The organism is Thiomonas sp. (genome assembly GCF_034007205.1).
In the GTDB taxonomy this organism is placed as follows: domain Bacteria; phylum Pseudomonadota; class Gammaproteobacteria; order Burkholderiales; family Burkholderiaceae_C; genus Thiomonas.
Genome location: NZ_JAVERI010000003.1, coordinates 164,653 through 191,401, shown reverse-complemented (window position 1 = coordinate 191,401; position 26,749 = coordinate 164,653). Strand labels below are relative to the sequence as shown.

Annotated in this window: 24 protein-coding genes; 8 read left to right on the top strand and 16 right to left on the bottom strand. The window is 64.7% G+C overall.

What is annotated here, in order from left to right; genetic code table 11:
- Positions 1–2 precede the first annotated feature (2 nt).
- A complete protein-coding gene (locus tag RBR52_RS03915; RefSeq protein ID WP_320375888.1) occupies positions 3–1,406 on the bottom strand; it encodes a DUF5666 domain-containing protein in 1,404 nt (467 codons plus the stop codon).
- Positions 1,403–2,248: a DUF6502 family protein gene (locus tag RBR52_RS03910; protein ID WP_320375886.1), complete on the bottom strand. Its 846-nt coding sequence runs from the start codon at positions 2,246–2,248 to the stop codon at positions 1,403–1,405. Before RBR52_RS03910 ends, RBR52_RS03915 begins: the two co-directional genes overlap by 4 nt.
- Before the next feature lie 127 nt (positions 2,249–2,375).
- Here RBR52_RS03910 and RBR52_RS03905 point away from each other — a divergent pair, with 127 nt between their 5' ends.
- On the top strand, positions 2,376–3,101 hold the full coding sequence (locus RBR52_RS03905) for a hypothetical protein (RefSeq protein ID WP_320375885.1): 726 nt from the start codon (positions 2,376–2,378) through the stop codon (positions 3,099–3,101).
- A 42-nt stretch (positions 3,102–3,143) separates the two neighbouring features.
- On the opposite strand, the gene RBR52_RS03900 is transcribed toward RBR52_RS03905, so the two are convergent.
- Both RBR52_RS03900 and RBR52_RS03895 read right to left on the bottom strand, forming a co-directional pair.
- Positions 3,144–3,803, bottom strand: a complete 660-nt coding sequence (locus RBR52_RS03900; RefSeq protein ID WP_320375884.1) for an HAD-IA family hydrolase — start codon at positions 3,801–3,803, stop codon at positions 3,144–3,146.
- 23 nt (positions 3,804–3,826) lie between these two features.
- A complete protein-coding gene (locus RBR52_RS03895) occupies positions 3,827–4,816 on the bottom strand; it encodes an RluA family pseudouridine synthase (protein ID WP_320375883.1) in 990 nt (329 codons plus the stop codon).
- 782 nt (positions 4,817–5,598) lie between these two features.
- Here RBR52_RS03895 and RBR52_RS03890 point away from each other — a divergent pair.
- On the top strand, positions 5,599–8,586 hold the full coding sequence (locus RBR52_RS03890; protein WP_320375882.1) for an Rne/Rng family ribonuclease: 2,988 nt from the start codon (positions 5,599–5,601) through the stop codon (positions 8,584–8,586).
- Position 8,587: 1 nt separating this feature from the next.
- Here the strand turns inward: RBR52_RS03890 and RBR52_RS03885 are convergent, their stop codons facing one another.
- Positions 8,588–9,514: an SDR family oxidoreductase gene (locus RBR52_RS03885; RefSeq protein ID WP_320375881.1), complete on the bottom strand. Its 927-nt coding sequence runs from the start codon at positions 9,512–9,514 to the stop codon at positions 8,588–8,590.
- 26 nt (positions 9,515–9,540) lie between these two features.
- Between RBR52_RS03885 and RBR52_RS03880 the strand changes: the two genes are divergently transcribed.
- Positions 9,541–10,572, top strand: coding sequence for a CDP-6-deoxy-delta-3,4-glucoseen reductase (locus RBR52_RS03880; RefSeq protein WP_320375880.1), 1,032 nt, complete (start codon positions 9,541–9,543; stop codon positions 10,570–10,572).
- Between the two features lie 80 nt (positions 10,573–10,652).
- Here RBR52_RS03880 and RBR52_RS03875 read toward each other — a convergent pair whose 3' ends face one another.
- The 8 genes from RBR52_RS03875 to RBR52_RS03840 form a co-directional block, all read right to left on the bottom strand.
- Positions 10,653–11,366 carry an ABC transporter ATP-binding protein gene (locus tag RBR52_RS03875; protein ID WP_320375879.1) on the bottom strand — a complete coding sequence of 238 codons (714 nt, stop codon included), beginning with the start codon at positions 11,364–11,366 and terminating at the stop codon, positions 10,653–10,655.
- A 2-nt stretch (positions 11,367–11,368) separates the two neighbouring features.
- Positions 11,369–12,142, bottom strand: a complete 774-nt coding sequence (locus RBR52_RS03870; RefSeq protein WP_320375878.1) for an ABC transporter ATP-binding protein — start codon at positions 12,140–12,142, stop codon at positions 11,369–11,371.
- A complete protein-coding gene (locus RBR52_RS03865) occupies positions 12,139–13,260 on the bottom strand; it encodes an ABC transporter permease subunit (RefSeq protein WP_320375877.1) in 1,122 nt (373 codons plus the stop codon). The genes RBR52_RS03870 and RBR52_RS03865 overlap by 4 nt, the downstream gene beginning before the upstream one ends.
- Before the next feature lie 11 nt (positions 13,261–13,271).
- Entirely contained in the window at positions 13,272–14,204 is a 933-nt protein-coding gene (locus RBR52_RS03860; protein ID WP_320375876.1) for a branched-chain amino acid ABC transporter permease, read from the bottom strand.
- 354 nt (positions 14,205–14,558) lie between these two features.
- Positions 14,559–15,959 (bottom strand): replication-associated recombination protein A, encoded by a 1,401-nt coding sequence (locus tag RBR52_RS03855; RefSeq protein WP_320375875.1) that lies wholly within the window; start codon positions 15,957–15,959, stop codon positions 14,559–14,561.
- The gene (lolA, locus tag RBR52_RS03850) at positions 15,956–16,609 is read right to left on the bottom strand and encodes an outer membrane lipoprotein chaperone LolA (protein ID WP_320375873.1); all 654 of its coding nucleotides are present in this window, start codon (positions 16,607–16,609) and stop codon (positions 15,956–15,958) included. Before lolA ends, RBR52_RS03855 begins: the two co-directional genes overlap by 4 nt.
- Positions 16,610–16,667: 58 nt before the next feature.
- Entirely contained in the window at positions 16,668–19,013 is a 2,346-nt protein-coding gene (locus RBR52_RS03845) for a DNA translocase FtsK (RefSeq protein ID WP_320375872.1), read from the bottom strand.
- Between the two features lie 7 nt (positions 19,014–19,020).
- A complete protein-coding gene (locus RBR52_RS03840) occupies positions 19,021–19,692 on the bottom strand; it encodes a Crp/Fnr family transcriptional regulator (RefSeq protein WP_320375871.1) in 672 nt (223 codons plus the stop codon).
- A 215-nt stretch (positions 19,693–19,907) separates the two neighbouring features.
- Between RBR52_RS03840 and trxB the strand changes: the two genes are divergently transcribed.
- From trxB to rpmG, 3 genes are all read left to right on the top strand, one after another.
- On the top strand, positions 19,908–20,861 hold the full coding sequence (gene trxB, locus RBR52_RS03835) for a thioredoxin-disulfide reductase (RefSeq protein WP_320375870.1): 954 nt from the start codon (positions 19,908–19,910) through the stop codon (positions 20,859–20,861).
- Between the two features lie 155 nt (positions 20,862–21,016).
- On the top strand, positions 21,017–21,250 hold the full coding sequence (gene rpmB, locus RBR52_RS03830; protein WP_320375869.1) for a 50S ribosomal protein L28: 234 nt from the start codon (positions 21,017–21,019) through the stop codon (positions 21,248–21,250).
- A 72-nt stretch (positions 21,251–21,322) separates the two neighbouring features.
- A complete protein-coding gene (rpmG, locus tag RBR52_RS03825; RefSeq protein WP_013106705.1) occupies positions 21,323–21,493 on the top strand; it encodes a 50S ribosomal protein L33 in 171 nt (56 codons plus the stop codon).
- 117 nt (positions 21,494–21,610) lie between these two features.
- Here the strand turns inward: rpmG and RBR52_RS03820 are convergent, their stop codons facing one another.
- The 3 genes from RBR52_RS03820 to purN form a co-directional block, all read right to left on the bottom strand.
- Entirely contained in the window at positions 21,611–22,819 is a 1,209-nt protein-coding gene (locus tag RBR52_RS03820) for a fatty acid desaturase (RefSeq protein WP_320375867.1), read from the bottom strand.
- A 152-nt stretch (positions 22,820–22,971) separates the two neighbouring features.
- On the bottom strand, positions 22,972–24,255 hold the full coding sequence (locus RBR52_RS03815; RefSeq protein WP_320375866.1) for an RsmB/NOP family class I SAM-dependent RNA methyltransferase: 1,284 nt from the start codon (positions 24,253–24,255) through the stop codon (positions 22,972–22,974).
- Between the two features lie 13 nt (positions 24,256–24,268).
- Positions 24,269–24,892 carry a phosphoribosylglycinamide formyltransferase gene (gene purN / locus RBR52_RS03810; protein WP_320375865.1) on the bottom strand — a complete coding sequence of 208 codons (624 nt, stop codon included), beginning with the start codon at positions 24,890–24,892 and terminating at the stop codon, positions 24,269–24,271.
- A 115-nt stretch (positions 24,893–25,007) separates the two neighbouring features.
- Between purN and nrdR the strand changes: the two genes are divergently transcribed.
- Both nrdR and ribD read left to right on the top strand, forming a co-directional pair.
- A complete protein-coding gene (gene nrdR, locus RBR52_RS03805; RefSeq protein ID WP_320375864.1) occupies positions 25,008–25,499 on the top strand; it encodes a transcriptional regulator NrdR in 492 nt (163 codons plus the stop codon).
- Positions 25,500–25,618: 119 nt separating this feature from the next.
- Entirely contained in the window at positions 25,619–26,746 is a 1,128-nt protein-coding gene (ribD, locus tag RBR52_RS03800) for a bifunctional diaminohydroxyphosphoribosylaminopyrimidine deaminase/5-amino-6-(5-phosphoribosylamino)uracil reductase RibD (protein WP_413818289.1), read from the top strand.
- Positions 26,747–26,749: the final 3 nt, after the last annotated feature.

Here is a 26,749-nt window from a genome sequence, read left to right as displayed (position 1 = left end):
TTTCATGGGCGCGGCATGCTGGGCATCTGCACGCCGCTGGGCAAGGAGGGCGGGGTGACGCTGGGCATATTCACCGCAGGCGGGGCCACTGTCGGTGGAGTGACTGTCGGCACTTGCGGCGGCGAAACGCTGGGCGGCGCGACGGAGGGCACGTTGACCGTGGGCATTTGCGGCACGGCGGGCATGGCGGGAACCGCAGGCATTGGTGGCGCGATGAACCCCGGTGGGTTCACTGCGGGCAGCGCCGGGACTGCAAAGGAGGGGACCTGGATGTTCGTCTTCGCCCCATTCGACATGAGCGAAGGCACCGAGCTCACATCGCCCGTTTGAGTGTCAGTCGTCCGTGCGCCGCCCAGAGGAGGCAGTGCAAATTGCATGGCATTCACATTCGGGATCACGCGCTCGGCCACAACCGTCTGCGACGCCGTGAGTGTGCCGACGATGAACACCGGCGCGGCCCGCGACCGGGCAGCGGCCTGCAACTGCGCGTTCATCAGCGCATCGGCTGCGTTGATGCGCAAGCCCTGCGAGGCCCAACCTTGTGCAGTCGGCCGCAGATAGCCCACCATCGCCACACGCGACCCTATGGGCGCGTCGATCGCCGTCATCGGCCGCAGCGACTCGATCACATTCGTCCGACTCTGCTGACGCCCACGCGCCACGACCTCGGCGCCGACTGCCAGCCCGGATCGAGCCAGGCCGATGCGCAGCGAGAACCAGACGCCGTTGATCCTGATCCGCCGCGGATCAGACGCCTGCGCCTCGATCCTGCCGCGCAGCAGGAACGGCGAGCCGTCCTTGGCGGGCGACGCAGTGAGTCGCGTCAAGCGCGTCGCCAGCCAATGCCCGCCGCCTTGATCGAGCGCGCTGACGCGCACCACGTCGCCCACGGCCAACCGGGAAAGCGACAAAGGCTGATCGTCTGCCGCGCGCAGCAAGGTAGCGGGCTGCAATTGAAGGGTCTGTCCCAGCACGACCACCCGACCCGCAGACCGGTCCAAGTGCGATACCCGACCGATCACCGCATGGTCCACGTCCACCACCAGAGATTCCAGACGCCCGCGCTGCTGCACAGCGCGCACGCGCACCATGTCGCCCAGATGCAGGCTGCCCTCGGTCGCAGGCTCTCCATCGACGCGATAGCGCGTGTTCGCCGGTAATTCGTACTCGCCTCCATTGACGAAAATACTGCCAAAGCGCTGAATCGGGCCAATGGCAACGATGCCCGTGCCGCCGATGCCGCCGGGGCTGATGCCGGTACCGCCGATACCGCCGGGCTCGATGCCCGTTCCACCTATGCCGCCCGGCGTCGCCGCGATCGACACCGCCAGACCGAGCGTCAGCCCGATGCACGCTGCGCCCAGCAAACGCAGCACGGACCACCCGGCCCGGATTAGGGTTTTCATTGCTTCGCTCCGTCCGAAGGGTCTGCGGGCATGTCGTCTTCGTAGTAATAAACCCCGAGGCGCAGGCGTTTGCTGCGGGTTTCCGGCGCCGTGGACAGATCAGACTGCGCGGCTTTTTCGGCCCGCGCAATGCGTTGATAAGCCTCCTGCAACACCTCCTCGCCAAGTTGCCGCAGATCGCCGCGCACCTCGTCCGGCACGGCAGGCGGCAGATGGTCGAAATACACCGATTGCTCCAGAAAGGCAGGCGTTCTTCCCTCCAGGTTGTGCACCGTGGCGCGCAAATGATCGCCGATGTGCGCGCCCATGAAGGCCAGTCTGTCCTCGGGCAGATCGGAGACATAGCCGCTGCGCACCAGCTTCACCACGTCATCCTGCTGCGCCACGACGCCGGCGCGCAGCAGTTCATCGAGCACGGTACGCGGGCGCATGTCCGCCTTGACCAGCCGCACCAGTTTTTCGAAGCTGACTGCCTCATCCGCCGCCCGCAGGGGCAGATCGCGCGGCGCGCCCTGCGCATCTCGATAAGCCTCGCAGGCCACCCAGGCGGCCACGACCTGCGCCGACATATTGGCGCCATGCCGCAGAGCGATCTCACCCGATCCGCCCTGCAATTCCTCGCGCAGACGCCGCACTTCCTTGCGATGGATGCCGCTGAGCAGGCTCACCCGGCTGTCTGTCGGTACGGGTTTGCCCTCGCGCTGGTCGAGCGCGATGACTTCGCCCACATAGACAAATTTGAGCAGTTCGGCCAGAGCGCCATAAGTCCAGCCCTGCGTGATGAGATAGCGCACGAAGGGCCGCAGGATGGACAGCGCGGCGGATTTGAGAGCGTCGGACATGGACACAGGATAAAACGATGCGGGTGCAGTTGACGTGGGAAATTTTGCCACTATTATAGACCCAAGCGCTTGTAGTAATTTTTCCCACTAGCGTGAAGCAACCCACCCTCTCTTTCAGGAGAACATCATGTCCAAGACCCGTACCCTCACCATTCTGTCCGCTGCCATTGCAGCCGCTTCGCTGTCCATCGGACTCGCCTACGCGCAAACCGCCGTAAGCGCCGCGCAGGACGGACAAACTCTGACCACCGCCACGACGCGCACGATCGATTCGCAGACCCAAACCAAGACAAATGCCACGACCTCGGCAGGTACCGCCAATACCTCGACTTCGGCGCAGACCCGCACCTCGGTACAGAGCGGCACAGGCTCTGGAAACGCCGTGCAGACTTCCTCCATAGAGGCTACTGGCGCGCAATCGCGTCATGAGGTGCAACAACGCAATACGGTGCAGACCCGTACAGGCGCTCCGAGTCAGGTGAATACATCGACCCAGAACCAGGGCGCGCAAACCGCTGCGCAAATCCCCTCGGCCCAGGCTCCCGCCGTCAACGTACCCTCCACGGTCACACCTGCGATCACTGTGCCCGCAGTCAACACCCCCAGCGTGAACGTGCCGTCGGTGCAGACGCCAGCGATCAGCGTGCCGGTGGTGAACACCCCGAGTGTGAACGTGCCGTCGGTGCAAACGCCTGCGGTCAACATCCCGGCAATCAACACCCCCAGCGTGAACGTCCCGTCGGTACAGACGCCAGCGATCAGCGTGCCGGTGGTGAACACCCCGAGTGTGAACGTGCCGTCGGTGCAAACGCCTGCGGTCAACATCCCGAACGTGATGCGTCCGCAGATGTAAACCGCCGGGGTTCCGGCGCTGCTCGAATCGCCGGAACCCCGATCACCCGTGCTGGGTGAGAAAGCCCTGCAATTCCGCGACAGAATGCACCAGCCCGGCTGGGGACAGCGTTTCGAGCCGGGCCGCGTCGTGTGCGCCGTAGCTCACACCGATGGCATCGCACTGCGCATTGAGCGCCATTTGCAGATCGTGCGTGGTGTCACCCACCATCACGGTGCGCTGTGGCGGGCTGGCGAGTTCGGCCATGATCTCAAGCAGCATGGCCGGGTGCGGCTTGGAAAAGGTCTCATCCGCGGTGCGGGTGGCGTCGAACAGGCCGCGCAGCTCGGGCCGGTCCATCGCCCGTGCCAGTCCGATACGCGACTTTCCGGTGGCCACCGCCAGGTTGTAACCGGCCGATTTGAGTTCATGCAGCAAATCCAGCGCCCCGTCGAACAGCACCAACTCACCGTCCAGTGCGAAATAGTGCTTGCGATAGGCCGCAGCCAGCTTGGGATAGTCGGAAGGCGGCAAATCGGGCGCGGCATGCCGCAGGGCGTCTTCCAGCCCGAGGCCGATGACGTAGGACGCCGCCTCGCGACTGGGAACGGTCAGCCCCAGGTCTTGGCAAGCCTGCTGGATCGCCCCGGTGATGGCCGCTGTGGAATCCATCAGCGTGCCGTCCCAGTCGAACACAATCAGGTCATAGTTCTGTCGATGCATGGTGCGAGCGGAAATTCAGTGGTTCAGGACTGCGCGCATTGTGCCCGCAAACGATGAAGCCACTGCACGCAGTTCTCAGGCAGGGGCGCGCGCAGTTCCAGCCGCTCGCCGCTCGCAGGATGCGCAATCGCCAGCGACTCGGCGTGCAAAAACATGCGCCGCAAGGGCGGCACGCCCGCCTGACCCCGCGCCAGCAGGGCGTTGAGGCTGTCATCCCCGTATTTGTCGTCGCCGACGATGGGATGCCCGCAGTGCGCCAGATGCACGCGGATCTGATGGGTGCGCCCAGTCAGCAGCCGCGCCTGCATCAGGCTCAACCCACCCCACGGCTCCAGGTTGGGCAGCGCAAACTGTTCCTGAAGACGAAACTGGGTGCGCGACTCCTGCCCTTGCTGCGCGTCCACGCGCACGCGCCGCTCACCGCCAGCGAGCAGGTATTTATGCAGCGGCGCCTCAATCATCACCGCACCACGTGTCCACAGCCCGGCGACCAGCGCGAGGTAGCGTTTGTCGGCATGGCGCTCGCGCAACGCGGCGTGCAGCGCCGTCAGGGCGCTGCGCTTCTTGGCGATGAGCAGCAGGCCGGAAGTATCGCGGTCGAGCCGGTGCACCAGTTCGAGGAACTTCGCCGTGGGCCGCGCCGCGCGCAGGGCCTCGATCACCCCGAAGCTCACCCCCGATCCGCCATGTACCGCCACGCCTTCGGGTTTGTTGATCGCCAGCAGATGGTCATCCTCGAAAACGATGGGAAACTGCAGCGCCGGGGCGCTGCGCGGTGCATCCGGCTGCGCCACGCGCACCGGAGGAATCCGCACCAGATCGCTGGACTGCAGCTTCTGCTCGGCTCGGGCCCGGCCGCCGTTGACCCTGACTTCGCCCGAGCGCACGATGCGATGAATATGGCTGCGCGGCACCCCCTTGAGGTGACGTGCGAGAAAGTTGTCCAGCCGCTGCCCTTCACCTGCGTCACCGACCTGGAGGAGTCGAACCTGAGGGGAAGGCGCGGTGTGCATATAATCAGGCGTGAAGTCGTGAAGTTGGAAGAACGAATTTTGGCAATATTTCCGCGAAGTTGCGTGCAGTTGACAAGCCGCATCGGCGCGACGTGCCAAGAATGGACAGTCTGCCTCCTGACAGGTTTTCGTGCCGCGATTGTTTCGTGTCGCAATTGTTTCGTATCGCGATTGCAGCCGGGGTTGCGTACATCACCCGATCCGGGCCGTCTCGAAATCGACGAATCTGCCTTGGCCAGGCTGTCATTTTAGATTCAGCTTCACTCGGCCCCGTTTTGCCGCGCAACCGATTCCCGTCGGGGCAACCCGGACAGACTTCATCGAAATGAGCGTTGGCCCAAAGCCTGAATGATGCCGTCGCGCCTATGCGTTTGTCGCCCGCGACCACCGTCTGGCTTTGCCATCCCGGATCTGAAACCCTTGAATCGACTCTTCGCCCTCGACCGCCTCTCAGCGCTGACCCTGCGCTGCGTGCTTTCGTTGCTGGCGAAATCTGCTTGTGCCCACCTGCCGCGAAACCTCTCCTCTCCCGCTGTTGCGCCTGAGCGCTGCAACAGCCGGCGCATCGTCACGCCGAGGCCAAACGCCCGGCCTCGCAAAGACGACGCGCGCCGAGGCAGACCGATGGGCGGAGGCTTTTGCATGAGCACGGTCTGATTCTGCCCGCCGGGCGTGCTGCGCATCAGCGGCAAACCCGACCTGGTTTGGCTCCGGAGGTCAACGCATGGGGGCGCCTTGAGCGCCTGCTTTGTATCGGCCGCCATGCGGCCAGGAGCTTTGAAATGAAACGCATGTTGTTCAACGCCACGCAGTCGGAAGAATTGCGCGTGGCCATCGTCGATGGGCAGAAACTGCTCGACATCGATATCGAACAGGCCGGGCGCGAACAGCGCAAGGGCAATATCTACAAGGCCGTCGTCACTCGCGTCGAGCCCTCGCTCGAAGCCTGCTTCGTCGACTACGGTGAAGAGCGCCACGGCTTTCTGCCGTTCAAGGAAATCTCGCGGCAGTATTTCAAGGAGGGTGTTTCGCCGTCGCAGGCCCGCATTCAGGACGTGATCCGCGAGGGTCAGGAAATGCTGGTGCAGGTGGAAAAGGAAGAGCGCGGCAACAAGGGCGCTGCGCTGACCACCATCATCTCGCTGGCCGGGCGCTACCTGGTGCTCATGCCCAACAACCCGCGCGGCGGCGGCGTGAGCCGCCGCATCGAGGGCGAAGACCGTCAGGAACTGCGCGAGGTGATGGACCAGCTCCAGCACCCCGAAGGCATGAGCCTGATCGCGCGCACCGCCGGCATCGGCCGCAGCGCGGAAGAGCTGCAGTGGGACTTGAACTATCTGCTCAAGCTGTGGAGCGCGATCCGCGACGCCTCGGAAACGCAGAAAGGCGCTTTCCTGATCTACCAGGAATCGTCGCTGGTCATCCGCGCCATCCGCGACTATTTCACCAGCGACATCGGCGAAATCCTGATCGACACCGAGGACGTGTTCGAGCAGGCGCGGCAGTTCATGCTGCACGTCATGCCCGACACGGTCGAGCGCGTCAAGCGCTACCGGGATGATCTGCCGCTGTTCTCGCGTTTCCAGATCGAGCAGCAGATCGAGACCGCCTATTCGCGCACCGTCAATCTGCCCGCGGGCGGGGCCATCGTCATCGACCACACCGAGGCGCTGGTCGCGGTGGACGTCAACTCCGCGCGCTCCACCCGCGGCAACGCCATCGAAGAAACGGCGCTACGCACCAACCTCGAAGCCGCCGACGAGATCGCGCGGCAGATGCGGCTGCGCGACCTCGGCGGCCTGATCGTCGTCGACTTCATCGACATGGAAGAGCCGCGCAACCAGCGCGCCGTCGAAGACCGCCTGCGCGACGCGCTGCGCCAGGACCGCGCCCGCGTGCAGGTGAGCAAGATCTCCAAGTTCGGCCTGCTCGAACTCTCGCGCCAGCGCCTGCGCCCCGCCCTGTCGGAAGGCGCTTACGTCACCTGCCCGCGCTGCAATGGCACCGGCCATATACGCGATACCGAGTCCAGCGCGCTGCAGATCCTGCGCATCATCCAGGAAGAGGCGATGAAGGAAGGCACCGCTGCCGTGCATGTGCAGGTGCCGGTGGAAGTCGCCTCCTTCCTGCTCAATGAGAAGCGCGCCGAGATCACCAAGATCGAGCTGCGCCAGCGCCTGTCGGTACTGCTGATCCCCAACAAGCACCTCGACACGCCCAACTACAAGCTCGAACGCCTCAAGCACGACGATCCTCGTCTCGAGAATCTGCCCACCAGCTACAAGATGGCCGAAGAAATCGAGGAAGACACCGCGATCACCCGCCGTGAAAAAGAGCCGCGTCCGCGCCAGGAAGCCCTGGTGCGCGGCATCACTCCGGAAGGCCCGGCCCCGGTGATGCCCGCCCCGGCCGCAGACAAGACGCCGGCCCCGGCACCCGCCCCGGCCATCGCCACAAGCACGGCCCCGGTTGCTGCGGGCGCCGCGGCTGGTGGCGGTTTCTTTGGCTGGGTCAAGCGTCTGTTTTCTGCCGAAACTCAACCCGCAGCCACCGCAACACAGGCCCCGGTTGCCGCGCAACCGGCCACGCCCGCGCTGACCAAGGCGCAAGGGCAAAGCGGCAGCGGAACGCGCACGGCTTCCGGCCAGAACGGCAACCGCCGTCGCGGCGGCCGTGACCGCCAGCGCGAAAGCCAGGGTGAAAACCGGCAACGAGGCACCCCGGCCAGCAGCGTCGATGCTGCCGAGCCTGTGACAGAAGAAGGTGCCAACCCACGCAACCGGACGCCTCGTGGTCAACGGGGCCAGACCGAGCGCGCCAAACGCGAGCGCAGTCCGGAAGAAACCGCAGCCCGCAAGGAAAGCACGCAGGCCACAGCCGATCAAATTCGGGTACCCGCCGAAGAAGGGGTCACGGATACCGCCGAACGTGCATCAACAAACGGGCGAGGCAGCAGCCGCCGTCCGCGTCGCGAGCCTGTCGAGGCCGCACCTGAAGCCGAACGGATCGGCGCTCAGGCCGTCGAAACCCAGGCCGTGGCCGACGGCGATGCCCAAGCCGCTCCGATGCTGACCGAAGGCGCGGGCAACGAAGCGCAGACTGAGCGCAAATCGCGCAATCGTCGCGGTCGTGGCCGCCGTGGGGGACGCCGCGAAGGCGCCGCCGTCGACGAAAACGGTAGTCCGAGCGTCGAACCGACCGAGGCCGTTGCCGATACCGACGCAGGCGAAACGACGGGCCGCAGTTTCGGCTCGCTGGCTGCCCCGCTGGCACTGGGCGCCGTGGAAACCTCCGCTGCGCCCGCGCTGGAAGAGCGAACACCGCCGGTTCCCGCGCCCGAAGCGCCGACCGATCTTCCCGCGCCCGTCGTTGCTTCCGCCGCTCCTTCACCCGAAGAAGCGCCGCTCGTCGCAGCCGAGCCCGAACCCGCGGCGGCTGCATCCTCATTTCTGATCGTCGAAGCGGTCGAAAAAGCCGCTGGGGCGACACCCGCAGTCCAAACCGCGGCGGTTCTGGAGACTGCCGCCTATGTGCTGCCGGTCGAAGCCCTGCAGTCCACGGTGCAGGCCGCCGGACTGCAATGGGTGCAGTCCAACGCCGAAGCCATCCGCCGCGTGCAGCAAGAATTGGCCGCGCAACCCGCGCCCATTCATGTGCCGCGTGAACGCAAGCCCGCGCCCAGGCTCGACGACGGCCCGCTGATCTTGGTGGAAACCGTGCGCCCCCTGCCCACGCTGCAACTGCCGGAAAACAGCCAGCAGACGCATTGATCTATCGAGCTTGCCCAGCGCGCAGCCCCAGCGCCACATCGGGGTAGCGCAGGCGGGCGCCGAGCTCGGCTTTCATGCGCGTGTTGTCCAGCCGTCTGGACTCGCGCATGAAACTGAGCATCATCGGGCTCAAGCCCGCCGCCTGCGCCTCGGCGCGGGGCACGCGCGGGGGGCGCGGCAACCCATACAGATCGGCGGCGAGATCGAAGTAGTCTCCCATGCGCAGCGTGCTGTCGTCGCAGACGTTGTAAACCCGCCCCGGCAAGGCGCGCTCCAGCGCCAGCAGGCACAGCCGCGCCAGATCATCGGCGTGAATGTGGTTGGTATAAACGTCCTCAGCGGGCGTCAGCACCGGCAGGCCGCACTCCAGCCGCGCGCGGGGAGAACGCGCCCCGCCGTCGTAAATACCGGGGATGCGCAGCACACCCACGCGCCAGCGGTGCTGCACGCCCGCGCGTCTCCACTGGCGCTCGGCATCGCAGCGGCGCTGTGCGCGCTCGGTTTCGGGTTGGCATGGGCGCGTCTCGGGCGCCTGCTCGCCCTGGCAATCGCCATACACCCCTGTCGTGCTGGCATAGACCACGCGCAAGGTTTTTTTCCCGGAGCCAGATAAGATGCCCGACTGTTTCAGTCTGGAAATCAGGTGGCGACTGCGCAGATCGCGCGCGCCAAACGTGTCGCCCGGCGGGGCCAGCATCAGCACCCGCTGGGGGGCAAGCTGGGCGAGACGCCACAGGGTTTCGGGCTGGTCGAGATGACCGACGATGGGCACGATGCCTGCGGCGCGCAAGCTCTCCAATCGCTGGGGCGAGGAAGTCAGCGCCAGCAGGCGGTAGCGTCCGCGCGCCAGGGCCGCCACCCGCAGGCCGATGTCGCCACAGCCCACGATGAGCAGCCGGGGTCGGCCGCGCCCAGAATGATCGTTCACAGTTTCCACCTCATCCTTGTTCTCTCATGAGTCATCAAGTCACCGTTGAGCCCAGCGGCCATCAATACACCGCCGAGGGCGATGAAACCCTGCTCGCAGCCGCGATTCGCCAATCGGTCGGCCTGCCCTACGGCTGTCAGGACGGCGTCTGCGGTGCATGCAAATGCAAGCTGCTCCAGGGCGAGATCGAGCTGGGTGTGCACCAACTCAAGGCGCTGAGCGAAGCCGAGCGCGCGCAGGGCTTCATTCTCGCCTGCCGCGCCAAGGCGCTCAGCGATGTCGTGATCGAAAGCCATGAAGTGGTCGGCGCGGGCGAGTTTGCAGTAAAAAAAATGCCGGCCCGGGTCAGCCGCATCGAACACCTCGCCCCCGATGTGGTGCGGGTCATGCTGCAACTACCTGCAGCCGATCCGCTGCGCTGGCGAGCGGGGCAATACATCCAGTTCCTGCTACCAGGTGGCACGCGGCGCAGCTACTCCATGGCCAACGCACCGAGCGAAGCGCCGCAGATCGAGTTGCATCTGCGCCATATGCCGGGCGGCAAGTTCACCGATCATGTGTTCACTGCCATGAAAGAGAAGGAGATCCAACGCATCGAGGGGCCGTTCGGCAGCTTTTTCCTGCGCGACGACCCGCAGAACAAGCCGATCATCTTTCTCGCCTCCGGCACGGGTTTCGCACCGATCAAGGCCATGCTCGAACAAATGCAGGCCAACGCCGACTCGCGCGAGGTCACGCTGTACTGGGGCGGTCGCAAGCAGCAAGACCTTTACCTGTACGACTGGGCGGTGCGGCAATGCGCGGCCATGCCGCGTCTGCGCTTCATTCCCGTGCTCTCCGAAGCGGACGCCGACTGGAGCGGGCGCACCGGCTTGGTCCATCAGGCGGTGATGGCCGACTGGCCCGACCTGTCCGGTCATGCGGTCTACGCCTGCGGCGCCCCGGTCATGGTCGAGGCCGCGCAGCGCGATTTCACCAGCCAGTGCAGGCTTCCAGAAGACGCCTTTTTCGCCGACGCCTTCACCACCGAGGCCGACAAGGCGGGAGCAAAGGCCTGAAATCGGGCGCACCATCAAAAAGGAAAAGGGCCTGTTTTTTCAGGCCCTTTTTGATCGGCGAAGCGCTCATTCGCCCACGCTCATTCCCCCAGATAAGCCGCCCGCACGCGCGGGTCGTGCAGCAATTCGTCGGCCGGGCCGGTCATGGTGACCTGACCCGAGTCCATGACGTAACCGCGATCGGCCAGACCGAGCGCGCGCTTGGCATTTTGCTCCACCAGCAATATGGTCACACCCTGCCTGGAAATGTCTTCGACCACTTCGAAAATCTTGTCCACCATGATGGGCGACAGCCCCATCGACGGCTCGTCGAGCAACAGCACCTGCGGACGGCTCATCAGCGCCCGGCCCATCGCCAGCATCTGCTGCTCCCCGCCCGACATGGTGCCGGCGAGCTGGTCGCGGCGCTCCTTGAGGCGCGGGAAGATGCCGTAGACCTTGTCGATGTCGCTGTCGATCTCCTTGTCGTTGCGGGTGTAGGCGCCCATCTGCAGGTTTTCCTGGATGGTCATGCGGGTGAACACCCCGCGCCCCTCCGGCACCATGCACAGGCCCTGACGTACCAGCTCGTAGGCGCCCTGACCATTGATGGTGCGGCCCGCATAGTGCACTTCGCCGTCGGTGATGGGCTGCAGTCCGGTGATGGCCTTGAGGGTAGTGGTCTTGCCCGCGCCATTGGCGCCGATGAGGCTGACCAGTTCGCCCTTGCGCACTTCGAGGTCAACCCCCTTGACCGCCTGGATGCCGCCGTAAGAGACGCGCAGGCCGGTGATTTTGAGTACGGTTTCGGACATGCTCAGTGCTCCCCTGCGCCCAGATAGGCTTCGATGACTTTCGGATTCTTCTGCACTTCGGCGGGCACGCCCTCGGCGATGATCTTGCCGTAATCGAGCACGGTCACGCGGTCGCACAGACCCATGACCAGCTTCACATCGTGTTCGATGATGAGAATGGTGCGGCCGTCCTTCTGGATCGCGCTGAGCAGTTCGCGCAACTGCAGCTTTTCCGTGGCGTTCATTCCGGCGGCGGGCTCGTCGAGCGCCAGCAACTGCGGATCGGTCGCCAGGGCGCGGGCGATTTCCAGACGGCGCTGGTCGCCATACGACAGCGTGCGCGCGCGAAAATCGGCATACCGCTCGATGCCCACATAGGCCAGCAGCTCGCGGGCGCGGTCACGGATGGACTGCTCCTCTTCGCGGAAATGCCGGGTGCGAAACACCGCGCCGATGAGCGCGCTGTTGGTGCGCACGTGGCGCCCCACCATCACGTTTTCCAGCGCCGTCATGTCCGGGAACAGGCGGATGTTCTGGAACGTGCGCGCAATGCCCTCGCGCGCCACCTGATGCACCGCGGCCGGTTTGTAAGGCTTGCCCGCCAGGATGAAATCGCCCGAATCCGGCGGATACAGCCCGGTGATGACATTGAAGAACGTGGTCTTTCCCGCCCCGTTGGGGCCGATCAAGCCATAGATCTGGCCATGATCGATCTGGATGCCGACATCGCTCAGGGCCTGCAGGCCGCCAAAGCGTTTTGATGCGCCGCTCACGCGCAAAACTGAAGTCTCGCTCATGCCTTGCCTCCTTCCTGCAGCGGAGTGGGCAGCTTGCTGAAGCTCTTGCCATGCTCGGGCGCCGGCCACAGGCCCTTGGGCCGCATGATCATGATGATGATCATGGCCAGGGCGTAGATGAGCTGACGCAGAATGCCGCTGTCGACATACACATGGCCGAAGGCATGCTGCTGCCAGTCGGAGATGAAACCCATATAGCGCAGCGCTTCAGGCAGCACCGACAGCAGCACCGCACCGAGGATGACCCCGGGAATGTGCCCCATGCCGCCGATCACCACCATGGCCAGCACGATGATGGACTCCAGCAACGAGAACGACTCGGGCGACACAAAGCCCTGGAAAGCCGAGAACATCACCCCAGCCACGCCCCCGAAAGTCGCCCCCATCGAAAACGCCAGCAGCTTCATGTTGCGGGTGTTGATGCCCATGGCCTTGGCGGCGATTTCATCTTCGCGCATCGCCATCCAGGCGCGGCCGATGCGCGAGTCCTGCAGGCGGTAGCTCAGAATCACCACGCCCACCACCAGCAGCAGGAACAGGTAGTAATACTGCGCCACCGACGAAATGGTGAGATTGCCAAGGTCGATGTTGTGGTTCAGATCCCAGCCGAACAACCGGATACCGTGAATCCCCGAAATGCCCTGCGGCCCGTTGGTGATGTTCACCGGCGCATTCAGGTTGTTCATGAAAATGCGGATGATCTCGCCGAAGCCCAGCGTCACGATGGCCAGATAGTCGCCGCGCAGCCTGAGCACCGGCGTACCCAGGGCGATGCCCGCTCCGGCCGCAAGCGCCGCGGCCATCGGAACGACCAGCCAGATCGACACATCGAAACCGTTGGGAAACATTGCCCCCAGCGCATCGAAATTGCTCGTGAGCTGGTTGGACGACAGCAGCGCGTACAGATACGCCCCCACCGCATAGAACGCGATATAGCCCAGATCGAGCAGCCCAGCCAGGCCGACCACGATGTTCAGCCCCAGCGCCAGCATGATGTAGAGCATGGCGAACGCCGCGATCCGCACCCAGGCGTCGCCCGCGATCTGCAGCACCATCGGCAGTGCGATGAGTGCGGCGGCGCCCGCGACGACCCACATCCAGTTCTTTTGTTGGTTCATGTTCGGTCTCCTCAGGCGCGATCGGCCACGCGCTCACCCAGCAGGCCTTGCGGGCGCAGGGTCAGCACCAGAATCAGCACGATGAAGGCAAAGATGTCCTGGTAGTTGCTGCCGAACACCCCGCCGGTCAGCGTGCCGATATAGCCCGCGCCCAGCACCTCGATCAGCCCCAGCAGAATGCCGCCCAGCATGGCCCCCGAAAGATTGCCGATGCCGCCCAGCACCGCCGCGGTAAACGCCTTCAAACCCGGCGTGAAGCCCATGTAGAAGTTGGCCGTGGCGAAGTTGGCAAACCACATCATCCCGGCAATGGCCGCGAGCATGGCGCCGATCACGAAGGCCGAGGAGATAACGAAGTTGGGATTCACCCCCATGAGCGAGGCCACACGCGGGTTTTCCGCCGTAGCGCGCATCGCCCGGCCCAGCTTGGTGTGGTTGATCAGCCAGGTCAGCCCCGCCAGCAGCACGGCGGTGACCACCAGAATCATGATCTGCACCGGCGTGATGACGATACCGCCGACATCGATCACATTGCTCGGCAGCAGCCCGGATGGGAATACCTTGTAATCGCGCCCCCAGATGATCATGGCCAGCGTTTCGAGCAGGATGGACATGCCGATGGCCGTGATCAGCGGCGCCAGCTTGGGCGCATTGCGCAAGGGCCGGTAGGCAATGCGCTCGATGAAGTAATTGAGCACTCCGGTGGCCAGCATGGCGATGACCAAAGCGATGACCAACACGAGCCAGCCCGGCATATGCGGCGCGACATGATCGAGCAGCTTGAACACACTGTAGGCCGTGAGCGCCCCGACCATCATCACGTCCCCATGCGCAAAATTGATGAGGTTGACGATGCCGTACACCATGGTGTAACCGAGAGCGATCAGGGCATACATGCTGCCCAAGACCAGACCGTTGACGATCTGTTGAAGAAAAATATCCATACCTGTGATCTCCTGACGAGCGGATGGCTAGTGAGTGACGGCCGGACTCTTGTGGAGCGGCCGAGGTGAAACAAATGAAGCGGTTTGATAAGCAAAGCGCGTGCCGGAGCTGCCGCACGGGTTGAGTGCGTCCTGGCTTTTGCGGGAAATGGAAACGCCGCCGCGCGCGCAAGGGACGGTGCGTCTCTTGGGCGCAGCGGCACCCGGGCATGGCGCTGCCGGGTGGGGGTGAACAGGCTTCATGGGTATGTCTGGAGGCCGGGCTATCCTGACCCCCTGTTTTTTGGCTGGCGCGATGATAACCGCCTGCCTCGGGCCACCCTGCACCGGGTCAACCCGCGGTTTGAGATGGGTTTAGTCAACCGCCCCTTTGTCGTCATCCGAACGAGAAGGCGACACCACACTGCCCTGGGTATTGCGCTCGGCCAGATCGTGCAGGCGCCGGGCGATGCGCTCTTCCACCCCGCGCGAGGTGGGCTGATAGAAGCGCGGCGGCGCCATGTCGTCGGGAAAATAGCTTTCCCCCGCGGCAAAAGCATCGGGCTCGTCGTGGGCATAGCGATAGTCCCGACCATAACCCAGATTTTTCATCAACCGGGTGGGCGCGTTGCGCAGGCGCAGCGGCACCGGCTGCGTGCCGTGCTCGCGTGCAAACGCGCGTGCGGCGTTGTAGGCCTTGTAAACCGCGTTCGACTTGGGGGTGACGGCCAGATAGACCACCACCTCGGCCAGCGCCAGCTCGCCCTCCGGACTGCCCAGGCGCTCGTAGGTCTGAGCGGCCTCCAACGCCAGGGTGAGCGCCTTGGGGTCGGCCAGACCGATGTCTTCCACCGCCATGCGGATCAGCCGTCGGGCCAGATAGCGGGGATCGGCGCCGCCTTCGAGCATGCGCGCGAACCAGTAGAGCGAGGCGTCGACATCCGACCCGCGCACCGATTTGTGCAGCGCCGAGATCAGGTCATAGGTCTGCTCGCCCCCCTTGTCGAAGCGCAACAGGGTTGCGCCCAGGGTTTGTTCCAGCAGTTCGGCGGTGAGCAGTGATTGCTCGGCGCGCACTGCGGCCTGCAGCGCCAGTTCGAGCGCCCCCAGTAGCCTCCGGGCATCGCCGTCGGCATGCCGAATGAGCCTTTCCTGCGCCGCGACCTCGATGCTCTGGACCGCACTGCCCGCCAGCGCGCGCTGCATCAGCAAGCGCAGATCGTCGGCGTCCAGCGGTTCGAGCACATACACCACGGCGCGCGACAGCAGGGCGCTGTTGACCTCGAACGACGGGTTCTCGGTGGTCGCACCGATGAAGGTGAACAGGCCCGATTCGACATGCGGCAGAAAGGCGTCCTGCTGGCTCTTGTTGAAGCGGTGCACCTCGTCGACGAACACGATGGTCGAGCGCTCCCGCTGCAGCGCGGCCTGCGCCTGGGCGACGGCATCGCGGATGTCCTTCACCCCGGCGAGCACAGCCGAAAGGGGCAGGAAATCAGCGTCGAAGGCGTCGGCCATCAAGCGCGCCAGCGTGGTCTTGCCCACGCCCGGCGGCCCCCAGAACAACATGGAGTGCAACCGCCGGGTTTCAAACGCCACGCGCAGCGGCTTGCCGGGCCCGAGCAAGTGGCGCTGGCCCACCACTTCGTCCAGATGATGCGGGCGCAGGCGTTCGGCCAGTGGCGCATTGGCGGCGGGTGCAAGCTTAGACGCTGAAGGCGGGCGGACGGGCGCGGGCAGTTCCGCGTCGTCGAACAGCCCAGGGCTGCTGCTCATGGCTGGCTGATGACCGAAGCCCCCTTGGGCGGGGTGAAGCGGAAACTGCCGGGCGCGAAGGTCGGGTTGCGCTGGATGGCGGTAAAGCGCAGGGTGGAAATCTGGCCGAAGGCATCGCGCAACTGAAGCTCGGCGACTTCCGGGCCCTGGGTCGTGTTGCGCAGTCCGATGCGGATCCAGTCGAAATTGCTGTCCTTGGCCTTGGGCGTGGCCTGCACCCATTGCAGACCGCCCGCATCGGGCTGGGCCTGCAGGGTGAACAGCCGGGTCAGGTCGGTTCCGGCGAAGATCGCGGCCGGCGTGCCCTTGAACGCCTGTGTGACCGGGGTGATCGTCACCTGGTCGAGGTCGTGGTCATACGTCCAGAGCTGCCTGCCGTCGCTGACGATGACCTGGGCATAGGGCTGGGTGTAGTCCCAGCGAAACCGATCGGGACGTTCGAACGCGAACCGCCCGGAAGCCGGCGCCTGCGCCGGGCCTTTGGGATTGCTCACGGTCTGTGTGAACTGGGCGCTGCCGCCCCGCGTCTGCTGCAGCCACTGTTCGAGCAGTTGCACCGAACTGGCCGCGAAGGCCGCGTGCAGGCTGGCCACGAGCAGTCCGCCGGCGAGAAAAAGCCGCATCAGCGAGGTGCACCAGCGCGTGTTCATGGACGTCATCATTCGGTCTTTCAAGAATTCCATTCAGGGTGAGCGCCGTGTCACAGAGTCACTCCGACCGCACCGGCACCAGGATGTCGCGGTTGCCGTTGGCGGTCAGCGCCGATACCAGCCCGGATTGCTCCATCTGCTCCAGCAGTCTGGCGGAACGGTTGTAGCCGATGCGCAGATGACGCTGCACCAGAGAGATCGACGCCTTGCGGTGCTGCAGCACGATCTGCACGGCCTGATCGTAGAGCGGGTCGCTCTCGCCATCCGCATTGCCCGCACCTGCAGCCGCGCCAGCCCCGTCGAGATCTTCCTCGCCGGTGAGAATGCCGTCGAGATAGTTCGGCCCGCCGCGGCTCTTGATGTCTTCGACCACGCGGTGCACTTCGGCGTCGCTGACGAAGGCGCCGTGCACCCGCTGCGGCATGCCCGAGCCGGGCGGCAGGTAAAGCATGTCGCCCATGCCCAGCAGACTCTCCGCGCCCATCTGGTCGAGGATGGTGCGCGAATCGATCTTGCTCGATACCTGGAAGGCGATGCGGGTGGGGATGTTGGCCTTGATCAGCCCGGTGATCACGTCCACGCTGGGGCGCTGGGTGGCCAGGATGAGATGGATGCCCGAAGCCCGCGCCTTCTGCGCCAGACGGGCGATGAGCTCCTCGATCTTCTTGCCCACCACCATCATCAGATCGGCCAGTTCGTCGATGACGATGACGATGTGCGGCAGCTTTTCCAGCGGCTCGGGCGACTCGGGCGTGAGGCTGAACGGGTTGGTCAGCGGCTCGCCGCGCGCGCGCGCCTCCTGCACCTTGTTGTTGTACCCCGCCAGGTTGCGCACGCCGAGCTTGCTCATGAGCTTGTAGCGCCGCTCCATTTCGCCCACGCACCAGTTCAGTGCCTGCGCCGCCTGTTTCATGTCGGTCACCACGGGCGCGAGCAGATGCGAAATGCCGTCGTACACGCTGAGCTCGAGCATTTTCGGATCGATCAGGATCAGCCGCACGTCGCCGGGCTCCGCCTTGTACAGCAGACTCAGGATCATGGCGTTGACGCCCACCGACTTGCCCGAGCCGGTGGTGCCGGCCACCAGCAGGTGGGGCATCTTGGCCAGATCGGCCACCACCGGGTTGCCCACGATGTCCTTGCCCAGCCCCAGGGTCAGCATCGACGCGGCTTCGTGATAATTGTTCGAACCCAGAATCTCCGACAGCTTGATGGTCTGCCGCTTGGCATTGGGCAATTCCAGCGCCATGGTGTTCTTGCCGGGGATGGTTTCGACCACGCGGATGCTCACCAGCGACAGCGCGCGCGCCAGGTCGCGCGACAGGTTGACGATCTGCGCGCCCTTCACGCCGGTGGCCGGCTCCACTTCATAGCGCGTGATCACCGGGCCGGGGTAAGCCGCCACCACGCGCACCTCCACGCCGAAATCCTTGAGCTTTTTCTCGATCAGCCGCGAAGTGAACTCCAGGGTTTCGTGGCTGACGGTCTCGGCCTGCGCCGCAGGCACCAGATCGAGCAGACTCAGGGCAGGCAGCGCCGAATCGGGCAGTTCGTGGAACAGCGGCTGCTGCTTTTCCTTGAGCACGCGCGGAGATGGCGGCACGGAACCCACCGAAGGCTCGATGAGCACAGGGGCCAACACCTCGCGCTCCTCCACCAGCGGGCGCTGCAGCTCGACTTCCTTCTCGCGCTCCTGCATGGCCTGCCGGCCCGCCTGCACGTCGTCTTCGCGCCCGCGGCGATCGCGCTGCCAGGTCCACAGCCGCTCGATCCAGCCGCCCACCCGCTCGGCAGCGTCTGCCCAGGAAAAATGCCCCACCCAGCTCAGTGAAAACAGAAAAATCGCCAGCAGCACCAGGGTGCCGCCGGTGTCGCCCAGCAAGGTATCGACCGCGATTCCAAGGCCATGCCCGAGCAAACCACCGGCTTCGCCCGGCAGAGCGGGGGCCAGGCTCCAAAGTCGCATCGACTCCAGCGCAGCACTGGAGAGCGGCAACAGCAGCAGGCCCGCTGCAGCCGCCAGCGGCTGCAGTCTGCGCCACCTGCTCACGGGCGTTTGCTCCTCGGCGGCAGGCGCCTGCGCCTGGGTGTTGCGCCACATGAGCAGCAAGCCGTACAGTCCCAGAGGAATCAACCAGAGCGCCGAAAAACCGAGCAGGAAATAGGCCACATCGGAAAACCAGGCCCCCGCCACGCCGACCCAGTTGGCCACATGCCCATCTACGCCGGAACTGGACCACGAGGGATCGGACTTGTGAAAGCTCAGCAAGCTCAGGCTGAGCAAGATCCAGCCGATGAAGGCGGCGGTCAGGCGCACCTCGCCAAAAAAACGCTGCAGGCGACTGCGCGGCTCGGAGCGGGAGGCGGTCGTGGAGGGGCGGCGTCGTGTATCGATTTTTGGCATACACGCATCACAGCAAGCTGGCCAGGTGTTCGCGGATCAGCATACTGCCATCCTCGCGCTCGACCACGAAGCCCTGCTGTTCAAAGTCTTTCATCACGCGGCTGACCATTTCACGCGAGGCGCCCACCATCTTGGCCAGATCCTGGCGCGAGAGCTTGTTGCGGATGATGTGCTCGTCCTGCATCACATCGGTGAGTTCCATCAGCGCGCGCGCCACACGCCCATAGACATCCATCAACGCCAGAGATTCAATCTTGCGGTCGGCCCGGCGCAGGCGCAGCGCCAGCCCGCGCATGATGGCAAAGGACATGCTGGTGTTCTCGGGCAGGCACTGCAGAAAGGCCACGCGGCCGAGCATCATCACGTCGGTCTGCACCTCGGCCTGCACCGTGGCGCTGTGCGGCTCGCCGTCGATCAGACTCATCTCCCCGATGTAGTCGCCAGGATGCAGCACGGCGATGATGACTTCTCGGCCCTTGGCGTCCATGCTGATCACCCGCGCCCGGCCTGAGAGCAGGATGAACAGGGCGTTGGACTTGCTGCCCTGCTCGACGATGTTTTCCCCGCGCTTGTAGCGCCGCTTGACGATGGACTGCGAAATCGCCCAGGCCTGCGATTCGGTGAGCACGGCAAACAGCGGCACGCGCCGAACCAGGTCTATATCGGTGATTTGCGACATCAGTTTCTCCAGTTTGCGAATCTGCCGGGTGGGTGCGAATGATGGGCGGGAGCCGACAGGAATGGGCCTCGAAGCAACGTTCAACGCCAAGCGCTCCTAAAATCTTACGTATTGTGCGGTCGCGTGTGGTCGCGTATCGCAGACCCAAGCTGCGAACGGCACGGCGGGCGCTTTCCCTTTTCCCATTCGCTCAAGACTCAAGTTTCTCACACATCATGACATCCAAACACGCCAAAGTGCTCATTCTGGGCTCGGGCCCGGCCGGTTACAGCGCTGCGATCTATGCCGCCCGCGCCAATCTGAACCCGCTGCTCATCACCGGTCTGGCACAGGGGGGCCAGCTCATGACGACCACCGAAGTCGACAACTGGCCCGCCGATGTGAACGGCGTGCAGGGGCCCGACCTGATGGCGCGCTTCCAGGCACATGCCGAACGGTTCAACACCGAGATCGTGTTCGACCACATCCACACCGCTCATTTGAGCGAAAAGCCCATCCGACTCGAAGGCGACAGCGGCGTCTACACCTGCGACGCGCTGATCATCGCCACCGGCGCCTCGGCCAAATACCTCGGCCTGCCCAGCGAACAGGCCTTCATGGGCAAGGGCGTCTCCGGTTGCGCCACCTGCGACGGCTTTTTCTATCGCAACCAGCCGGTGTGCGTCGTGGGCGGCGGCAATACCGCCGTCGAGGAGGCCCTCTATCTGGCCAATATCGCCAGCAAGGTGACCGTGATCCATCGCCGCGACAAATTCCGCGCCGAACCCATCCTGATCGACAAGCTCATGGCACGCGCCGCTGAAGGCAAGGTCGAGCTCAAGCTCTGGAGCGAAGTACAGGAGGTTCTGGGCGACGATGGCGGCGTGACCGGCGTGCGCATCCGCAACAGCCAGACCGGGACAACCGAAGACATCGCGCTGAGCGGCTGCTTCATCGCCATCGGCCATCAGCCCAACACCGATATCTTCAAGGGCCAGCTCGACATGAAGGACGGCTACCTCATCACCCGCGGCGGCAATGAAGGCATGGCCACCGCCACCAGCGCGCCCGGCGTGTTCGCCGCAGGCGACGTGCAGGACCACGTCTACCGCCAGGCGATCACCAGCGCGGGCACCGGCTGCATGGCTGCGCTGGATGCGCAGCGCTATCTGGAGAATGCGCAGTCCTGATGCCCCGAGACGGCCCTTGTGTTGCCCACTGGAGAGTTGCCCATTGGGTTGCCCCCTGGGTCGGCCTGCTCCTGTCCGCCCAGGAAAGCCGTGGACAGGCAAATCTTTCCGGCTATAATCTTTAGCTTTTGTTCTACACAATTTCGAGGTGTGCCATGGCACGAGTGTGTCAAGTGACAGGTAAAGGGCCGATGGTCGGGAACAATGTGTCCCACGCGAACAACAAGACCAAACGCCGTTTCCTGCCCAATCTGCAATATCGCCGTTTCTGGGTGGAAAGCGAGAACCGCTTCGTGCGCCTGCGCGTGACGAGCTCGGGCTTGCGCACCATTGACAAAAAAGGCATCGACGTGGTGCTGGCCGAGCTGCGCGCGCGCGGCGAGATCTGATCGCCAAAATCCGATCGCATCTTCTTCCTCTCGCCCTTTTTCTTTATCTCCTGGAACTGCACGGAGCCCACTATGGCAACCAAAGGCGGACGCGAAAAAATCAAGCTGGAATCCTCTGCGGGCACCGGCCATTTCTACACCACCACCAAGAACAAGCGCACCACCCCGGAAAAGATCGAAATCATGAAATTCGATCCGGTCGCGCGCAAACACGTGAATTACAAGGAAGGCAAGATCAAATAAGTCGATCTGCCCCCTGGAAACGACGATCCGCCGTGCTGTCCGCAAACCTTCAGTGGGTACGGACAGCACGGCGGATTTTTCTTGGGTGCATCCCCCCAGACTGCCTCCCGGGTGCGTTCAGACCTCAGCCGGGGCATAACGCCGCATCCGCAGCGACAACTCCTTGAGCGCGGCCACGCCGCTGTCTTCGGCGCGATGGCACCAGTCTTGCAGCTTGAGGCGCAACTGCTCGGCATTCAGATTCGTCTGTTCCCACACGGCCTTGAGTTCCTCGCGCATGCGCAGCAGCTTACCCAGGTTCGGGCTGGCGTTGGCCGCGGCATCCACCAAAGCACGAGTGCGTTCACACAGAATCTCGCGCTCCACAGCGATCCAGCGCCTGGCTGCACGCAAGGCGGGCAGATTGCTGGCCGTGCCCTGCTCCGCCGCCCGCGCGAGTTCCACCTTGAGCGTGGATTTCAGCCCTGTCGCATAGCGCGCCATCACCTCGTAGCGATTGGCGATGACGGCCTGCAGGGTGAATTGATCGACCTCGGCACGCACCTCGCCCAGTCGGAACTGCGGAGGCAGCTTGCGCGGCTTGGCCAAACCGACCAAGGACAAAGCGCGGATATAGGCCCAGCCGATATCGAACTCCCACCATTTGACCGACAGTTTCGCCGAGGTGGGATAGGTGTGGTGGTTGTTGTGCAGCTCCTCGCCACCGATCAGCAGGCCCCAGGGCAGGATGTTATGGCTGCGATCCCGCACGGAAAAGTTGCGATAGCCCCACCAATGACCGAGGCCGTTGATCACTCCGGCCGCCCAGATCGGAATCCACAACATCTGCACGGCCCACACCGTGGCGCCTATGGCGCCAAACATCAGCACGTCGAGAATGAGCAACAGCCCGACGCCCTGCCAGGCAAACCGGGAATAAACGTTGCGCTCCAACCAGTCGTCGGGAGTGCCGCGGCCGAATTTGCTCAGGGTTTCGGCGTTTTTCGATTCGGTTCGATACAACTCGGCGCCGCGCAACAGCACCGTGTCGATGCCGCGAGTGACCGGACTGTGCGGGTCGTCGACCGTCTCGCACCTGGCGTGATGCTTGCGGTGAATCGCCACCCATTCCTTGGTGACCATGCCCGTGCTGAACCACAGCCAGAAACGGAAAAAGTGCGACGCTGCAGGATGCAATTCCAGCGCCCGGTGCGCCTGGGCGCGGTGCAGAAAAATGGTGACGGACGCAATGGTGATGTGCGTGGTGATAAGCGCAAACAGTACGATTTGCCACCACGATGCACGCAAAAAACCCTGTGCGGCCCAAGTCAAAAAAACATCAAACATCAGAAACTTTCAGATTGACACGAACCCGTTGGAACTTCGCCGCCGGCGAAAGTTGCATGGATTATCGACCCTGCTCGGCGCGGCGCGCTCAGGGCAAACGCGATGCCCTTGTCAACTCGCAGTTTTGTCAACCCGTCATAGCGACATCGACCTCACCCCCCCGAGGAAGAAGCGGGACGCCTCTGGAGCACGGCCGCGTAAAAGCCGTCGGTGGCATGGCGATTGGGCAGCAACTGTAAATCGCCCTGGGTCACCAGATTCTCGCCCTCTACGCCTTGCTGACGCAGCACTGCATCTGCGGGAATGCGTTCGAAATCGGGATGCGCGGACAGAAAGGCGTTGACGATGCCGCTGTTTTCTTCCGGCAGGATGCTGCAGGTGGCGTACACCAAGCGCCCGCCCGGCTTCAGCAGCGTTGCTGCAGATTGCAGGATATTGGCTTGTTTTGTCGTCAACTCGGAAATATCTTCCGGTTTCTGCCGCCATTTCATGTCTGGATTACGTCGCAAGGTGCCCAAGCCGGAACACGGCGCATCCACCAGTACCCGGTCCATCTTGCCCGCCAGACGCTTGACTCGCTCATCGCGTTCGTGCGCAATGGCCACCGGATAGACGTTGGACAGCCCGCTGCGAAGCAAGCGGGGTTTGAGCTTGGCCAGGCGGTAATCGGCGACGTCGAAGGCATAGAGTCGGCCCGTGCTGCGCATCATCGCCCCCAGCGCCAGCGTCTTGCCGCCCGCCCCGGCGCAGAAATCGACCACCATTTCGCCGCGCCGCGGCGCCAGCAGCACGGCGAGCAACTGACTGCCCTCGTCCTGCACTTCCACCCAGCCTTCGCGGAACACGGTGAGATCCTGCAAGGCGGGTTTGCCCTCCAGCCGGATGCCCCAGGGCGAGTAGGGCGTGACGCGCGCGGGCAGACCCAGACGGGCGAACACATCGAGCACGGCCTCGCGTCGCGCTTTGTGCACATTCACCCGCAAATCCAGCGGCGCGGGGCGCAACAGCGACTGTGCCAGCGCGGCGTATTCCGCGCCGTAGTGGGCCTGCAAGGCGACAGCCAGCCACTCCGGCAGACTCCAGCGCACCGCCTCGGGCAGCGCCATCGCATCCTGTGCCAGCAGACGTTTGCGCCATTCGAGCTGCTCGGGAGAAAGCGCGGCGTGCAGCGATTGCGCGTTGCCCGACCACCCCAGAATGGCCAGCCGCAGTTCCATGGCGCCGCCGATGCTCTCATCTGACGCGGCAAGCGTCTGAAACAGGCGCAGATGCCGCAGCACCTGATAGAGCGTGTCGGCCAGTACCTGGCGATCGGCCTTGCCCAGTTGCGGCCTGGCGCGAAACAGCCGCGCCAACACGGCATCGGCGGCAGCGTCGAAGCGCAGCATCTCGCGCAGCACGTCGCGTGCGGTGTAGAGCAGATCACGCGGTTTCATGGCGCTCTTTCAATCAAGGTGAAGAATCGGCGGCCGGATGGATGCGGGTGCGCAGGCCGTCGACCTGCACCCGCCCTTCGAGCAGTGCGCGCACGACGGCCGGGTAGATGCGATGCTCCTCGATCAACACCCGCGCGGCCAGCGTCTGCTCGGTATCCCCATCGAGCACCGGAACGACGGCCTGCTCCAGGATCGGCCCGTGATCGAGCGCATGGCTGACCAGATGTACGGTGGCGCCATGCCATTTCACCCCCTCTTCGAGAGCGCGGGCATGGGTGTGCAGGCCCGGGAAAGCCGGCAGCAGCGAAGGGTGGATATTCACCAGGCGGCCAGCAAAGCGCTCGACCAACTCCGCACCCAGCACCCGCATGAATCCGCACAGCGCAATCACATCGGGCTCCAGCGCGGCAAGGGCTTCGGCGAGCGCATGGTCGAACGCTTCACGGCTGGGAAAATCGGCGTGCGCGATCACCTGCGTGGGCACGCCGTAGGCGCGGGCGATCTCCAGGCCTTTGGCATCGGCCCGGTTGCTGATGACCGCGCGCACGTTCGCCCCCCAGCGCTGCTCGCGCTCGGCCTGAAGAATGGACTGCATATTGCTGCCGCGCCCGGAAATGAGAAGAACCAGATTTTTCATCGCCGGGCAGTGTAGCCGCCGCGTCGCCGGCCTTGCCACGCAGCAAACACCCGAAGAGGCGCGAAAACCCCGCACTGCGTGAATAATGGAGCGTTTATCCATTGCTCACGCCGCCATGAAATGCCCTTTTTGCCAAAGCGACGACACGCAGGTGATCGAAACCCGCGACGTGGAAGACGGCGCCGCGCTGCGCAGGCGGCGGCGCTGCGGCCATTGCGACAAGCGCTTCACCACGTATGAGCGCGCCGAGGTCAGCTTTCCGGTGATCGTGAAAAAGGATGGGCGGCGCACCGAATACGACCGCAACAAACTCCGCGCCTCCTTCCTGCTGGCCTTGCGCAAGCGGCCCGTCAGCGCCGAGGCGGTGGACACCGCCATCGGGCATGTCGAACAGCAACTGCTGCAAAGCGGAGCACGCGAACTGCCCTCGGCGCAGATCGGCATCTGGGTGATGGAGGAATTGCGCGCTCTCGACGGCATCGCCTATGTCCGCTTTGCCTCCGTCTATCACAGCTTCAAGGATCTGAGCCAGTTTCTCGACGTGCTGCAGGAGGTGCAGCCCGCGTCGCCTGCTTCCAGGCCACTGCGTGGCAAAAGCACGGCATGAGCGCCCCCGCCCGGCCGCCCGAAGGGAGCGTTCAACTCCCTTGGAGGGTCGAGCGTAGCGAGGAGGGTAGTCCAGTGAGCGCAACCGAGGTTTCATTCAGCGACGAGGATCGGCGCCACATGCGCCGGGCGCTCGATCTGGCGCGCGGCGCGATGTACCGTACCAGCCCCAATCCGCGCGTGGGCTGCGTGCTGGTGCGAGGCGGTCATGTGCTGGGCGAAGGCGCCACGCAGGCGGCGGGGCAGGACCACGCCGAAGTCCAGGCGGTGAAACAGGCCTGGGAGCGCGGCCACGACGTGCAGGGCGCCACCGCCTACGTCACGCTGGAGCCCTGCGCACACCATGGCCGCACGCCGCCCTGCGCCGATCTGCTGGCCACTCAGGGCGTGGCCCGGGTGGTCGCCGCGCTGGTCGATCCCAACCCGCTGGTGGCGGGCCAGGGATTGCAGCGTTTGCGCGAGGCCGGTGTCCAGGTCGATGTCGGCCTGTTCGCCGACGAGTCGCGCGAGATCAACCTCGGCTTCATCTCGCGCATGGTGCGCGGCACGCCCTGGGTGCGGCTGAAGGTGGCCGCCTCGCTCGACGGCGTCACCGCCCTGCCCAATGGGGCAAGCCAGTGGATCACCGGCGAGGCGGCGCGCGCCGACGGTCATCACTGGCGCGCTCGCGCCTGCGCCGTGCTCACCGGGCTGGGCACGGTGCGCGCCGACGATCCGCAGCTCGATGTGCGCTCGGTGTCCACGCCGCGCCAGCCCGTGCGCATCGTCATCGACAGCCGCCTGGAATGCCCGCCGACTGCGCGCCTGTTGCAAAACGCCGCTTCGCCGCTGTGGATCGTCCACGCCCTGCCGCCCGAGCTGGCCGCCCCGCGGCTGGCGGCATTGCGCGGCACAGCCAGCGCCGCGCTCGACCTGCAGGACATCGCCCTGCCCGCCGACCCGGACAAGCCGGGCAAGACCGATCTGCGCGCGCTGATGCGGGTTCTCGGCCGGCGCGGCATCAACGAATTGCACTGCGAGGCGGGGGAAAAGCTCAACGGCTCGCTGCTGCGCGCCGGCGTGGTCGACGAATTACTGCTGTATCTTGCGCCGCTGTTGCTCGGCCAGGGCGCGGGGCTGGCGGCGCTGGGGCCGTATCAGCACCTGACCGAAGGGCTCGCGCTGCGCTGGCATGCCGTCGACCCTGTCGGCGACGATCTGCGCATCCTCGCCCGCTTTTGCTCTTCCTCCTCCACCTTCTCACCCTGACCC

Bases quoted from the DNA above. Each gene is read 5' to 3' on its own strand.
- RBR52_RS03900 (WP_320375884.1), bottom strand. From the start codon at position 3,803: ATGCATCGACAGAACTATGACCTGATTGTGTTCGACTGGGACGGCACG.
- RBR52_RS03890 (WP_320375882.1), top strand. From the start codon at position 5,599: ATGAAACGCATGTTGTTCAACGCCACGCAGTCGGAAGAATTGCGCGTG.
- rpmG (WP_013106705.1), top strand. From the start codon at position 21,323: ATGGCAACCAAAGGCGGACGCGAAAAAATCAAGCTGGAATCCTCTGCG.
- rpmB (WP_320375869.1), top strand. From the start codon at position 21,017: ATGGCACGAGTGTGTCAAGTGACAGGTAAAGGGCCGATGGTCGGGAAC.
- RBR52_RS03915 (WP_320375888.1), bottom strand. From the start codon at position 1,406: ATGAAAACCCTAATCCGGGCCGGGTGGTCCGTGCTGCGTTTGCTGGGC.
- ribD (WP_413818289.1), top strand. From the start codon at position 25,619: ATGCGCCGGGCGCTCGATCTGGCGCGCGGCGCGATGTACCGTACCAGC.
- RBR52_RS03875 (WP_320375879.1), bottom strand. From the start codon at position 11,366: ATGTCCGAAACCGTACTCAAAATCACCGGCCTGCGCGTCTCTTACGGC.
- RBR52_RS03895 (WP_320375883.1), bottom strand. From the start codon at position 4,816: ATGCACACCGCGCCTTCCCCTCAGGTTCGACTCCTCCAGGTCGGTGAC.
- RBR52_RS03865 (WP_320375877.1), bottom strand. From the start codon at position 13,260: ATGAACCAACAAAAGAACTGGATGTGGGTCGTCGCGGGCGCCGCCGCA.
- RBR52_RS03880 (WP_320375880.1), top strand. From the start codon at position 9,541: ATGAGTCATCAAGTCACCGTTGAGCCCAGCGGCCATCAATACACCGCC.
- RBR52_RS03855 (WP_320375875.1), bottom strand. From the start codon at position 15,959: ATGAGCAGCAGCCCTGGGCTGTTCGACGACGCGGAACTGCCCGCGCCC.
- RBR52_RS03910 (WP_320375886.1), bottom strand. From the start codon at position 2,248: ATGTCCGACGCTCTCAAATCCGCCGCGCTGTCCATCCTGCGGCCCTTC.
- RBR52_RS03820 (WP_320375867.1), bottom strand. From the start codon at position 22,819: ATGTTTGATGTTTTTTTGACTTGGGCCGCACAGGGTTTTTTGCGTGCA.
- RBR52_RS03905 (WP_320375885.1), top strand. From the start codon at position 2,376: ATGTCCAAGACCCGTACCCTCACCATTCTGTCCGCTGCCATTGCAGCC.
- lolA (WP_320375873.1), bottom strand. From the start codon at position 16,609: ATGAACACGCGCTGGTGCACCTCGCTGATGCGGCTTTTTCTCGCCGGC.
- RBR52_RS03840 (WP_320375871.1), bottom strand. From the start codon at position 19,692: ATGTCGCAAATCACCGATATAGACCTGGTTCGGCGCGTGCCGCTGTTT.
- RBR52_RS03860 (WP_320375876.1), bottom strand. From the start codon at position 14,204: ATGGATATTTTTCTTCAACAGATCGTCAACGGTCTGGTCTTGGGCAGC.
- RBR52_RS03845 (WP_320375872.1), bottom strand. From the start codon at position 19,013: ATGCCAAAAATCGATACACGACGCCGCCCCTCCACGACCGCCTCCCGC.
- trxB (WP_320375870.1), top strand. From the start codon at position 19,908: ATGACATCCAAACACGCCAAAGTGCTCATTCTGGGCTCGGGCCCGGCC.
- RBR52_RS03815 (WP_320375866.1), bottom strand. From the start codon at position 24,255: ATGAAACCGCGTGATCTGCTCTACACCGCACGCGACGTGCTGCGCGAG.
- purN (WP_320375865.1), bottom strand. From the start codon at position 24,892: ATGAAAAATCTGGTTCTTCTCATTTCCGGGCGCGGCAGCAATATGCAG.
- RBR52_RS03870 (WP_320375878.1), bottom strand. From the start codon at position 12,142: ATGAGCGAGACTTCAGTTTTGCGCGTGAGCGGCGCATCAAAACGCTTT.
- nrdR (WP_320375864.1), top strand. From the start codon at position 25,008: ATGAAATGCCCTTTTTGCCAAAGCGACGACACGCAGGTGATCGAAACC.